Source organism: Pseudomonas sp. BN505 (genome assembly GCF_029873175.1).
GTDB lineage: Bacteria > Pseudomonadota > Gammaproteobacteria > Pseudomonadales > Pseudomonadaceae > Aquipseudomonas > Aquipseudomonas putida.
The window spans coordinates 249,309-261,627 of record NZ_SSOI01000070.1; the positions used below are offsets into that span (position 1 = coordinate 249,309).

At 63.3% G+C, this 12,319-nt stretch carries 12 protein-coding genes; 4 read left to right on the forward strand and 8 right to left on the reverse strand.

What is annotated here, in order from left to right; genetic code table 11:
* Positions 1–89 precede the first annotated feature (89 nt).
* Positions 90–2,132, forward strand: coding sequence for a S9 family peptidase (locus E8E78_RS27685; protein ID WP_049276927.1), 2,043 nt, complete (start codon positions 90–92; stop codon positions 2,130–2,132).
* A gap of 178 nt (positions 2,133–2,310) precedes the next feature.
* Here E8E78_RS27685 and E8E78_RS27690 read toward each other — a convergent pair whose 3' ends face one another.
* Positions 2,311–2,589, reverse strand: coding sequence for a hypothetical protein (locus E8E78_RS27690; protein ID WP_049276925.1), 279 nt, complete (start codon positions 2,587–2,589; stop codon positions 2,311–2,313).
* 132 nt (positions 2,590–2,721) lie between these two features.
* Between E8E78_RS27690 and E8E78_RS27695 the strand changes: the two genes are divergently transcribed.
* Positions 2,722–3,093, forward strand: a complete 372-nt coding sequence (locus tag E8E78_RS27695; protein ID WP_016488597.1) for a YajD family HNH nuclease — start codon at positions 2,722–2,724, stop codon at positions 3,091–3,093.
* A 71-nt stretch (positions 3,094–3,164) separates the two neighbouring features.
* Positions 3,165–3,635 carry an RNA methyltransferase gene (locus E8E78_RS27700; RefSeq protein ID WP_016498381.1) on the forward strand — a complete coding sequence of 157 codons (471 nt, stop codon included), beginning with the start codon at positions 3,165–3,167 and terminating at the stop codon, positions 3,633–3,635.
* A gap of 71 nt (positions 3,636–3,706) precedes the next feature.
* Here the strand turns inward: E8E78_RS27700 and E8E78_RS27705 are convergent, their stop codons facing one another.
* The 5 genes from E8E78_RS27705 to E8E78_RS27725 all read right to left on the reverse strand — a co-directional run bounded on the left by E8E78_RS27705 (position 3,707) and on the right by E8E78_RS27725 (position 9,783).
* Complete coding sequence (locus tag E8E78_RS27705) at positions 3,707–5,197, reverse strand: aldehyde dehydrogenase (protein ID WP_049276923.1); 1,491 nt, start codon at positions 5,195–5,197, stop codon at positions 3,707–3,709.
* Between the two features lie 13 nt (positions 5,198–5,210).
* Positions 5,211–6,104 (reverse strand): dihydrodipicolinate synthase family protein, encoded by an 894-nt coding sequence (locus tag E8E78_RS27710; RefSeq protein WP_016498379.1) that lies wholly within the window; start codon positions 6,102–6,104, stop codon positions 5,211–5,213.
* Positions 6,105–6,173: 69 nt separating this feature from the next.
* The gene (locus E8E78_RS27715; protein ID WP_049276921.1) at positions 6,174–7,502 is read right to left on the reverse strand and encodes an MFS transporter; all 1,329 of its coding nucleotides are present in this window, start codon (positions 7,500–7,502) and stop codon (positions 6,174–6,176) included.
* 183 nt (positions 7,503–7,685) lie between these two features.
* Positions 7,686–9,005: an FAD-binding oxidoreductase gene (locus E8E78_RS27720; protein ID WP_049276919.1), complete on the reverse strand. Its 1,320-nt coding sequence runs from the start codon at positions 9,003–9,005 to the stop codon at positions 7,686–7,688.
* Between the two features lie 61 nt (positions 9,006–9,066).
* Entirely contained in the window at positions 9,067–9,783 is a 717-nt protein-coding gene (locus E8E78_RS27725; protein ID WP_049276917.1) for a GntR family transcriptional regulator, read from the reverse strand.
* A gap of 300 nt (positions 9,784–10,083) precedes the next feature.
* Between E8E78_RS27725 and E8E78_RS27730 the strand changes: the two genes are divergently transcribed.
* The gene (locus E8E78_RS27730) at positions 10,084–10,422 is read left to right on the forward strand and encodes a DUF2892 domain-containing protein (RefSeq protein WP_280314521.1); all 339 of its coding nucleotides are present in this window, start codon (positions 10,084–10,086) and stop codon (positions 10,420–10,422) included.
* A gap of 89 nt (positions 10,423–10,511) precedes the next feature.
* Here E8E78_RS27730 and E8E78_RS27735 read toward each other — a convergent pair whose 3' ends face one another.
* The gene (locus E8E78_RS27735) at positions 10,512–11,720 is read right to left on the reverse strand and encodes a hypothetical protein (RefSeq protein WP_049276915.1); all 1,209 of its coding nucleotides are present in this window, start codon (positions 11,718–11,720) and stop codon (positions 10,512–10,514) included.
* A 41-nt stretch (positions 11,721–11,761) separates the two neighbouring features.
* Positions 11,762–12,211 carry a YcgN family cysteine cluster protein gene (locus E8E78_RS27740; RefSeq protein ID WP_049276913.1) on the reverse strand — a complete coding sequence of 150 codons (450 nt, stop codon included), beginning with the start codon at positions 12,209–12,211 and terminating at the stop codon, positions 11,762–11,764.
* Positions 12,212–12,319: the final 108 nt, after the last annotated feature.

The window sequence follows — 12,319 nt, forward strand, 5'->3', positions numbered from 1 at the left end:
GTTCGTGCAAGCCAGGCAAAGAGATGCCTATGATAAACACTTTTCCGGGCGCAGACAGTGTTTGCCTGTCCCTAGCCAAGAGATCACCAATGCCCAACAAGCCTCAGCCGCCCATCGCCCACGCCGACAACGCCGCCGACCCGTACGCCTGGCTGCAGCAGCGCGACACCCCCGAGGTACTCGCCTACCTGCAAGCCGAAAACGCCTACCAGGAAGCCTGCCTGGCCGACCAGGCGCCGTTGCGCGAGCAATTGTTCGAAGAGATCAAGGGCCGCATCCTGGAAACCGACCTGTCGCTGCCGGCACCCTGGGGCCCTTACCTGTATTACACCCGCACCACCGCAGGCGACGAATACCCACGCCACTACCGCTGCCCGCGCCCGGCCGACGACTCGAACACCGTCGATGAAAGCCAGGAGCAGCTGCTGCTCGACCCCAACGCCCTGGCCAATGGCGGCTTCCTGTCGCTGGGGGCGTTCAACGTCAGCCCCGACCACCGCCTGCTGGCCTACAGCCTCGATACCAGCGGCGATGAAATCTACACCCTGTACGTCAAGGACCTGGCCACTGCCAGCATCACCGCCCTGCCCTTCGACGACTGCGACGGCAGCCTGACCTGGGCCAACGACAGCCAGACGCTGTTCTTCGCCGAACTGGACGACACCCACCGGCCTTGGCGCCTGCGCCGCCACACCCTGGGCAACGACGATGCGCCGACGGTGTTCGAAGAACCAGACGGGCGCTTCTTCCTGCACTGCTACCGCACCAGTTCCGAGTGCCAGCTGGTGCTGCTGCTGAACAGCAAGACCACCAGCGAGGCCTGGGTACTGGACGCCGAAACCCCACAGGCGCCGTTCACCTGCCTGGCGCCGCGTGTCGAAGGCCATGAGTACTTCCCCGACCATGGCCAGCTCGATGGCGAGTGGCGCTGGTTCATCCGCACCAACCAGGACGGTATCAACTTCGCCCTGTACCACGCCCCGGTCACACCGGTGCCCAGCCGTGAACAATGGCAGGTGCTGGTGGCACACCGCGATGCGATCATGCTCGAAGGCCTCAGCCTGAATGCCGGCGCCCTCACCCTGAGCCTGCGCGAAGGCGGCCTGCCGATCATCGAAGTTCGCCCGCAAGGCCTGCCGGCCTACCGCGTGGAACTCCCCGACGCTGCCTACAGCCTGTACGTGCAGGACAGCCTGGAGTTCGCCAGTACGCGCATACGCCTGCGCTACGAAGCGCTCAACCGCCCAGCCCAGGTGCGCCAGCTGGCGCTGGCCACGGGCGCCCAGGCGGTGCTCAAGGAAACCCCGGTGCTGGGTGCGTTCGATGCCGATGACTACGTGAGCGAGCGCCTGTGGGCAACCGCCGCGGACGGCACCCAGGTGCCGATCAGCCTGGTGCGTCGCCGCCAGGACCTGGGCAAAACCGTGCCGCTGTACCTGTACGGTTACGGCGCCTATGGCGAAAGCCTCGACCCGTGGTTCTCCCATGCCCGCCTGAGCCTGCTGGAACGCGGCGTGGCCTTTGCCATCGCCCACGTGCGCGGCGGCGGCGAGCTGGGCGAAGCCTGGTACCGCGCCGGCAAGCAGGAGCACAAGCCCAACACCTTCAGCGACTTCATCGCCTGCGCCGAGCACCTGATTGCCGAGGGCGTGACTACTGCCGAGCGGCTGGCCATCAGCGGCGGCAGCGCCGGCGGCCTGCTGATAGGCGCAGTGCTGAACCTGCGGCCCGAGCTGTTCCGCTGTGCGATTGCCGAAGTGCCGTTTGTCGACGTGCTCAACACCATGCTCGACCCCGAGCTGCCACTGACGGTGACCGAGTACGACGAATGGGGCAACCCGGAGGAGCCGGAGGTGTATGAGCGGATCAAGGCGTATGCGCCCTACGAAAATGTAAAAGCGCAGGCCTACCCGGCGATGCTGGTGGTAGCGGGCTACAACGACAGCCGCGTGCAGTACTGGGAAGCAGCCAAGTGGGTGGCGCGCTTGCGGACGCGCAAGACCGACAACAACCTGCTGCTGCTCAAGACCGAGATGGGGGCTGGGCACGGCGGGATGAGCGGGCGGTACCAGGGGTTGAAGGATGTGGCGCTGGAATATGCGTTCGTGTTTGGCGAGCTGGGTGTGGCATAAAATTCGAGCACCCGCGCGGCCCCTGTGGGAGCGGGTTTACCCGCGAAGAAGGCACCGCGGTGGTTGGCACGGGCTTCGCCCGTGTTCGCGGGTGAACCCGCTCCCACAGGGACCGCGGTGGATCTTGTCATTGCGCACATGCGTTCTTCCCACAGCGGCCGGTGCAGGCGCGCCGTATTCAATCATCCTGCACCGCCGGCTTCGGCGGGTCTTGCCGCACCCCCGGCAATGGCTGGTCCTTGGGCGGCCCGGGCACTGGCATTGGCGGCAACAAGGGCGCCCCCGGCTGGCTGTCGTAGGCCTTGGGCGGTGTACTCGGGGTTATCTGCGGGTATGGCGTGGGCGTGGGCGTACCCGGTGCACCAGGCACTGGCGTAGTGAGTCGTGGTGGCGTGCTGGCAGCTTCGGCCATGGGCAGGCCAGCCATCAACAACGCGGTGAGGATCGCGTGAAACATCAGCAACCTCCTGTCGGGAACCTGCTTACAGGCTACGCCTAAATCACCGCTTTCGCCTGTCCGCCTGCCCTGCAAGCGCGCTAGACTCAATGCCATAACCGTCATTTGCCTGATCAGAACAAAGGAAACACCATGAGCTCCACCTCTTCCGCCGCCGCCACCGCGCGCCTCGACCGCATCCTGGCCGATGCCAAGCGTGACAAGGAAATGGGCTACCGCGACAAGGCCCTGAGAATGTACCCGCACGTGTGCGGCCGCTGCGCCCGCGAATTCGCCGGCAAGCGCCTGAGCGAGCTGACCGTGCACCACCGTGACCACAACCACGACAACAACCCGCAGGACGGCTCCAACTGGGAGCTGCTATGCCTGTACTGCCACGACAACGAGCATTCGCGCTACACCGACCAGCAGTACTTCAGCGAAGGCTCCACCAGCACGCCGAGCATCGCCAAGGCCACCCACAACCCGTTCGCCGCGCTGGCGGGCATGTTGAAGAAAGACTGACTATCGATTCGGCCCCCGCTACTACCGGGCAGCCCGTATAATCGCGCTTTTTTCGCGAAGGGCCCCGGTACGTGGCAAACAAACGATACAGCTGCATCGGCCTGTTCAACCCCAAGTCGGCAGAAAACGTCGGCTCGGTGATGCGCGCTGCGGGCTGCTATGGCGTCAATTCGGTGTTCTACACCGGCAAACGCTACGAACGCGCGCGTGACTTCGTCACCGACACCAAGCGCGTGCACTACGACATCCCGTTGATCGGCATCGATGACCTGCAGCGCATCATCCCGCTGGGCTGTACGCCGGTGGCCGTGGAGCTGGTGGAAGGTGCGCGCCCCCTGCCGGACTATACCCACCCGGACCGGGCCATCTACATCTTCGGGCCGGAAGACGGCAGCCTCAGCCCCGAGGTGCGGGCGTGGTGCGAAGAAACCATCTACATCCCCACCGAAGGCTGCATGAACCTGGCGGCGACAGTGAACGTGGTGCTGTATGACCGCTTGGCCAAAGGGCTGAATACCCGCTCGGGGCCCAAGTTCAAATAAAAAGGCCGCCACTGCGACAGCAGGGCGGCCAGGTGCTGAACTCCGTCAGAACAGCACCGCTCTTGCTCAGATCACGAAGCGTTGATCCAGATGGTCTTCAGCTCCGTGTACTGGTCGTGTGCCCAGATGGACTTGTCGCGCCCACCAAAGCCAGACTCTTTGTAGCCACCGAACGGCGTAGTCACGTCACCTTCGCCGAAGCAGTTGACCGTGACCACCCCCGCGCGGATTTCCCGCGACAGGCGCAACGCATTGCGCAGGCTGCCGGTGTACGCTGAAGCCGCCAGGCCGTAGATGGTGTCGTTGGCCAGTTCGATGGCTTCATCGATGGTCTCGAAGCTAGTCACGCTCAGCACCGGGCCAAAGATTTCTTCCACAAACAGCTTGTTGTCGCGGCCCACGTTGTCGACGATGGTCGGCTGCACGTACACGCCTTGCTCGGTTTCGCCACCCTGGACAATGCTGAGTTTTTGCTCGGCAGCGTATTCCAGGTACGACTTCACCTTCTCGAAGTGCGACTTGCTCACCATGGCGCCCAGGCGATTGTCCGGGTCCATCGGGTCGCCCAGTTTCCAGTCCTTCAGGTGCTTGGCCATCAGGCCCAGCAGCTCATCCTTCACATCCTTGTGCACGATCAGGCGCGAAGAAGCAGAGCAGTTCTCGCCCATGTTCCAGAACGCGCCGGCGGTGACGAACTGGGCCACTTCGTCCAGGTCTTCGCAGTCGTTCATGACCACGGCCGGGTTCTTGCCACCTAGCTCCAGGACGATGCGCTTGAGGTTGGACTCGGCAGCGTATTTCAGGAACAGGCGGCCAGTGTCGGTGGAGCCGGTGAAGCTGACCATCGGGATGTCCATGTGGCGGCCGATGGCCTCGCCCACTTCACGGCCACCACCAGGCACCAGGTTGAACACACCGGCCGGAATACCAGCCTCATGGGCCAGCTCGGCCACGCGCAGTGCGCTGAGGGTGGTTTCCTTGGCGGGCTTGACCACGATCGAGCAACCGGCGGCGAGCGACGGGGCGATCTTCCAGGCCAGCATCAGCAGCGGGAAGTTCCACGGCAGCACCAGGCCGACCACGCCGATGGCTTCACGCACCACCATGGTCACGGCAGCATTGCCGGTCGGGGCAGTGGCGTCGTAGATCTTGTCGATCAGCTCGGCGTGCCAGCGAATGGTGTGGATGGTTTCCGGCACATCGACGGTCTGGCACTCGCTGACCGGCTTGCCGCTGTCCAGCGCTTCCAGCACCGCCAGTTCGTGGGCGTTGTCTTCCAGCAGCTGGGCGAACTTCTGCAACACGTGCTTGCGGTCGTTCGGCTGCATCTTCGACCAGGTGCCCTCTTCGAACACACGCTTGGCAGCCGCTACGGCCACGTTGACGTCATTGACGTCACAGGCGGCGACTTCGGCCAGTTGCTTGCCGGTGGCCGGGTTGGTGGTGACGAAAGTGCGGCCCGAGATGGCATCACGGAATTCACCGTCGATAAATGCCTGGGTGCGCAGTTGCAGGTCAGCGGCGATGGCCGCGTATTGTTCCTTGCTCAGCAATTCAGCCATTTTTCTAGCCTCCTTATTTGATCTGGGCGATGGTGGCCTTCAGTTCGCTGACCACACGTTGCAGTTCCTGCTTCTCGCCAGCGTCGAGGTCGTACAGCGGCTTGCGCACGCCACCGGTGCTCAAGCCATTGAGGGCGCAGCCGTACTTGATCGACTGGACGAACTTGCCACCTTCCAGGAAGTCCATCAGCGGCATCATGGCGGCCATGATCTTGCGGCCTTTGGCAAAGTTCTTTTCGATCACGCAGGCCTCGTACAGGGCCACGTGCTCACGCGGAATGAAGTTGGAGCCGGCGCAGACCCAGCTCTGGGCGCCCCAGGCGAAGAACTCCAGGGCCTGGTCGTCCCAGCCGCACGACAGCTGGATGTTCGGGCGATGGATGGCCAGGCGGTGCAGTTGGGCCATGTCGCCGGAGCTTTCCTTGATGGCGACGATGTTCTTCACATCAGCCACGGCATCGAAGAACTCTTCGCCCATGCTTACGCTCATGCGGCCCGGGTAGTTGTAGAGCATGATCGGCAGGTCGGCAGCGGCGTCGACCGCTTTGACGTGCAAGGCGATTTCCTGTTGGGTCGGCAGGGCGTACGGCGGTGTGCCGACCAGCAGCGCGTCAGCCTTGATCTCCTTGGCGTGCTGGGCGAAAGCCACGGCGTCTTCGGTGCGGATGCCACCGGTGCCGACGATCAGCGGCAGGCGGCCGTGGAGCACGTCCTTGGCCTGGGCGGCCAGCTCGATGCGCTCCTGGGTGGTGTGGGCGTAGTACTCGCCGGTGGAGCCACCAATGATGACGCCGTGGATTTTCGACTCGACCAGGTATTCGAGGACCTCGGCGAACGCCGCCTTGTCGATCGAGCCGTCCGCAGCCAGCGGGGTGATTGCCGGGGTGTAGATGCCTTCGAATTTCACGGTAGGTTCTCCAGTGCGTTGCTCAGTGTTGTAAAGAGTCGCCACGCAACCACGCGGCGGCTTAAGGTTTCAGCTCAACGAAGCCGCTTGTTGCAGGTTCAGCGAACGGGTTTCCGGGGCCAGGGCGACCGAGAAGGCCAGGCCGACAAAGGTGACGGCGGCAGCGGCATACATGGTGGCGCCGATGCCATAGCTGTCGAGCGCGATGGGCACCAGCCAGGTGCCGACTGCCGCACCGATCCGCGACATGGAAGTGCCCACGCCCACGGCGCCGGCACGGATTTCGGTAGGGAACAATTCGTTGGGGTACACCAGTTGCAGCACTTGGGCGCCACCGATGAACAGGGCATAGGCACCGAACAGCACCAGGATCAGCATCTCGTTGTCATTGCTGAAGGCACCCAGGCCCAGCAGTGCCAGCCCAGACCAGAAGAAGCTGTGCAGCAGCGTGGTGCGCCGACCGAGGGTGTTGAGCAGGCGGGTGCCCACGATGCAGCCCACCACGAACAGGAAAGTGATGGCGATGGAGCCGATCGATGCCCAGTCACCTTTCAGGTTCAGCGCGCCCAGCACTTTCGGGGCGAATGCGTACACGGCGAATACCGGGATCACCGAGCAGGTCCAGAACATGGTGACGAACAGCATGCGTTTGCCGTAGCCGGAGTGCAGCAGGCTGAGGAACGACAGCTTGCGGGCCTTGGGCTCTTCCGGCAGGTTGTTCAGCGAAAAACCGTTGCCGTAGACGCGCTTGATCACCTGCTCGGCCTCGGCCAAGCGGCCTTTGCTGATCAGCCAGCGCGGCGATTCCGGGGTACCCAGGCGGATGGCGAACAGCAGCGCACCAATGACGGCAGCACTGGCCAGCACCAGGCGCCAGGCATCGTCGCCACCCTGGCGCAGGATGGCCTCACCGGCCAGGTAGGCGGTAGCGGCGCCGGCAAACCACAACACCGTCAGGGTAGCCAGGCGCGGGCCACGATTCTTCTTGGGCAGGAACTCCACCAGCAGCGAAGTTGCAACCGGGTATTCGATGCCTACGGCAATGCCGATGGCAAACCGCAGCAGGAACAGAACCAGCGCCGACTCCACCCATAACTGCGCGACCGAGGCCAGGATAAACAGGGTCGGGCCAACGAAAAACACGCGTTTGCGGCCGAAGCGGTCGGTTAGCCAACCGCCGAAAAAACCACCGAAGAAAATGCCGATCAACGCCGAAGCGGCGATCATGCCCTGCCAGAAACTGTTCAGGCTCAGGCCTGCAGACATCTGCACCATGGCCACGCCAATGATGCTCAGTACATAGCCATCGACGAACGAACCGCCGCCAGAACGCAAGGTCAGCAATTGGTGGAAGTTGTTGATCGGTACATCTTCAATCGAAACATTCGGATTTGTCATTGTTGTTCCTGCCATTTCGGCTACATGCACATTTTCAAGGCGAGCGTGTCCGCGAAACTGAAAACTGCCTTCAGCCCCGGGTGATCGGACGACGCATCTCGATCATAAAATTCGGGCAAGCCGTGCCCGTGCCGGCCAACTAACGCCGACGTAAAATGCTCTTTGGTCTAACTCAGGCAGCGATCAGCTTTCTTTGCCAGCGCGGAACTGCCCCCACATCAGGTTGGCGTTCAAGCCCAAGGAAACCAAGGGCTGCGGCGGGTTTGCACAAGGCCCTGGGGCATTGAGCAAAAACTCGATCAGTTCGTGCTTGTCGCCCGCCAGCCAGTCGGCCAGCAACTTGCCGGTGACCGTGCCTCGGGTAACGCCCAGGCCGTTACAACACAGTGCGCCGACGACATTAGGCGCCAACTTGCCGAAGAAGCCCATGTGGTTGCGCGACAGTGCCAGCGCACCGCCCCAGGTATATTCAAAGTTCACCCCAGGCAACATCGGAAAACGCCGGGCGAACGATTCGCGGTGGCGCTGAACAAAGCGTTCCAGATATTTGCGGTTGCTACGGCCGTCGGGGTTGTAGCTGAAGCTGTTACGGATCAGCAGGCGGTTGTCGACGGTGCGGCGCAGGGTGGTGCCGAACGGGTCGGCCGGGATCACGCCCCAGTAGGGTTTACCGCCCAGGCGCGCCTGTTCTTCCTCGGTCAGCGGGCGGGTGATACTGGCGTAGGTAAACACCGGCAGCATGCGCCCCTTGAGGAAACCGAAGCTCATGCCGAAGGCGTTGGTGGTGAGCACCAGCTTGTCGGCGGTGATCGAACCCTTGGCGTGGCGCAGCACCACCTTGTCGCCGTACTCGACGTCGGTGATCGGTGTGTGCTCGTACAGCGAGACGTTGGACGGCAGGCTATCGGCCAGGCCTTTGACCAGCGCCGAGGGTTGCAACAAGGCTGTGCCTGGCGTGAACAGGCCTTTGCGGTAGAAATCCGTGCCGATATGATCGGGCAGGTCGCGGCCCTCGATCACTTCGTAGGGTTGACCCAGTTTGTCCAGGCCGCGGCGGTAGGCATCCAGCACGGCAATGCCGCGGTCTTCGATGGCCGCCTGGTATTTGCCGCAATGGCGGAACTGGCAATCGATGTTGTAGCGCTCGATCAGGTCCTTGAGGCATTGCTGCCCACCCAGGTTGAGCTTGAGGATCGTCCTGGCGATGTCGATGTCACCAATGTAATCCTCGGCGCCGATATCGTGCGGCAGGTCGATGGCAAAGCCGGCGTTGCGCCCGGAAGTGCCGAAGCCAACCTCCTGCGCTTCGACCAGTACGATCTCGTCATGCGGAAAGTTCGTTGCCAGCTGCCGCGCGGCCGCCAGCCCGGTGAAACCTGCGCCGACCACCACCCAGCGCGCCTGGCTGTGCCCACTGTGGGCCGGCCGTGGCGTACGCGGTTTGCTCAGGTGGTACCAGCCACAGGTGGCATCATCGGCAGGTAACGAACTTATTCTTGTCATCTCACTAACCTGGATCTTGTTGTCGACGGGTGGTCAACGCCGGTGGCCTGACCCTGGTAATTCATATCTGAATCGGTACATCCAGCCCTTGCGGCGCGGCGTACTCGGCCATGCGGCGGCGCGACAGTTCGAAGTGATCGCGCACCAGCTGGCCAGCCGCTTGCGGGTCGCGGCGCTCGATGGCCTGAATCATCTGCTCGTGCTGCTCGCAGGCGATTTCGAGGTCGCGCTGCATGTCATCGGTAGTGGGATGGCGATAGAAGATCTTGCCCAATCGGGTGTGATCGATCAGCAGGCGACGCAGGCTCGGCATCAGGTAGTCGTTGTGCGCCATCTTGCCGATTTCCAGGTGGAAGGCGTCGTTGTAGAGCACGCGGTTTTCAACGTCGCGTTCTTCGATGGCCTGACGGAACTGGGCCTGGATAGCCTTGAGCACCTCGATTTCTTCAGCGCTGGCGTAAGTGGCGGCCAGCTGGGTAGTGGCCACGTAGATAAGCGGCGCCGCAACGTAGAAGCTGTGCAGCGACTCGTGATTCATGGCGGCGACGCGTGGCGCGCGGTTGGCTTCCAGCTCGATGTAGCCTTCAGCGGCAATCTGGCGCAGCAGCTCGCGGACCGGGGGGCGCGACAGGCCAAACTCGTCGCACAGGGCCAGTTCGTCCACCACGGCGCCCGGGGCCAGTTCCATGCTCATGATCCGGCGGCGCAGTGCTTCGGCGAGGACGGCTTTGCGGTCCTGCGGCACTTCTGCAGCGAGTGGTTGGACGGTGGCTTTCATGGCGGCCTTCTTTGTTGTCATAGAGCTGTGTCTACTATTTGTATAACGACTATAGGGCACTGTTAGACAATGTGTCTACAGCATTCTCGATGAACGGTGAAAACCGCCTGGCCCTTTGTTTTCAAGGGTTACAGCGGCTCCCGGGGTTTGATTAAACACCCTTGGGGGTGCATTGCCAAACCAGACAGGTAATTGGCCAAATGCGACACAGCGAGCACTTTTGGCGCCGCTGGGCGACCCGAATGAACGCCGGCGGCCTCCGGCAGGTCAGCTGCTTACATTTCACACGGAGGTCTTGCCATGCTCGATATCCACGCTGCTGCGGCTTCGCAGCATAATGTTCATGGTCTGGAGCGGGTCAGTTCGCTGGCCGGCGGGGCGCTGATGCTCAGCAAGGGGCTGCGCCATGGCGGGCTGGTCGGCTTGCTGCAGATGGTGGTGGGCGGTATTGCGGTGGCACGCGGGGTCAGCGGGCATTGCTCGACCAAGGCGTGGTGGCAGCGGGATCGGCAGGAGTACCACCGGTTGCGTTCGGATATTGAACGCAGTGCGGCGGAGCTGGAGGCGTTGAAGGCCAGTGCCAAGGCGGCGACGCGGGGAGTGACGGTGACCGGTAAGGATCCGTTGGCTGACAGCTGATCTTTTTATCGCCTGGACCGGCCTCTTCGCGGGGCAAGCCCGCTTCCACAGGTGCCGCACAGTGTTCGAGGTGCAGCCGGCAGGGACGTCTAGCGCAACGCCTTGCTTTGTAGTACCTCGGACTTGCGGCCCAGCACGTTCTCGCTGATTTGCACGAACTCTTCGGTGGTTACGCTGGGCAGCCGCATCAGCCCGCGCACCACATCGTCCAGCGAACGCTTGGCCTGGGTATGAATGCGGATTTCCTTGTCCAGTGCCTGTAGCAGGATTACCCCGCGGGCTACCTGGGCCGGGCTTGCGCGTTCGCCCTTGAGCTGGGTGACCTTGGCGCCCTGCTTGCTCAGGCGGGCCTGCCAGGCCTGGTAGCGGTCATCGCTGACCCCGCCCGAACGGCGCAGCAACTCGCTGGCGTAGTAGTCCGTCAGGCTTTCCACCAGCCAGTCATTGCCGTCGCGCCCACGGATCTGCGCAAACAGCTGCACCACTTCGCGCAGTAACGGGCTGCTGCCGCTCTCGCTCACCATCGGCCGGGCGCTGTGCAGGTACAGCGAACCCTGCGCGGCCATTGCCCCGCGCCACATGCCGTCACGGGCACCGACCAGCAGCAGCTTTGGCGGGTTGCGCGGGAACACCGCCTGCAGCTGCGGCCAGACGTAGGTCAGCAAGGTCAGGCTGTCCATGCGCCGCATGCCCTGCCCCACCGGCGCGGCCACGGTGACCTCGGTATCGCCCAGGCGGGCACGGCGGCTACCCAGGTCGCCGGCCAGCATCCAGCCAGTCGGGCGGTCGAACAGGCGCGAAACGTTGTCAATGCGGAACTTGTCCTTACCAATGCGTGGCCAGGAGGTCTCGATACTCTTCCAGCCCTCGGGCAAGTCGAACGCCAGGCGCGCCACCAGCTCGGTGCCATCTTGCTGGTCAAGCCGCGCAGGCGGTACCAGCTGGTCGCCGAGGAACAGCGCCCAGTGCGGGGTAATACGTGAGGAATAGGCACCGCTGGCGAGCTGCTGGTCCAGCTGCACGCGGTAGCTGAGGCTGGTCTTGCCAGCCGCCGGCTGCCACACGCCACGCTGGCCCTTGAGTTGCCATTGGCCATCAGCCTGGAAGCCGCTGAAGGCACCCGCCTTGCCCAGGTCGAAGTCGAGGCTGCGCACAGCACTGCCTTCTGCCAGGGTCAGGCGGACTTCCGCCTGGCCACTGGCGGGCAACAGGCGCACCTGGTAGTCAAGGTCGACCTTTTTCGCCCAGGCTGGCGAACTGGCCATCAGGCCCAACAGCAAGAACAGCTGGCAACGCATACAGAAACTCCTTGTTTCCCCGTGGCAGCGGGCCGCGCCGGTCAGCTGGCGCGGAAGATCAGGTGGTCTTCCCAGTCGTCTTCGTGCACATCCTGCTCCCTGAGCATACGCCCCGCCTGGGAAATGCGCTGTTCATGGACCTGCTGGCGATCGCCACAGACAAGATGGTGCCAGGCCGGCAGGTCCTTGCCCTCGCTGACCAGGCGATAACCGCAGGTGCTTGGCAGCCACGTGAACTGGTCGGCCTTGCCCGGGGTGAGCTGGATGCAGTCCGGTACATGCGCGAAGCGGTTGGGGTAGTCGCTGCACTGGCAGGTATCCATGTCCAGCAACTTGCAGGCGATACGCGTGTAATAGACGCTATTGTCGTCTTCGTCCTCGAGCTTTTGCAGGCAGCACAGGCCGCAGCCGTCGCACAGCGACTCCCACTCTTGCGGGCTGAGTTGTTCGAGGGTCTTGCGCCGCCAGAACGGCGCGTTTTCAGCGATCATCACACGGTTTCCTGCATTCATCTTGGGGCCACGGCGCGCGGCGGCGCCAGTCTAGAGCCTGGCCTTCGGCAAAGCCAGACCGCTTGTCAGTCGCGACGGGACGCAGTA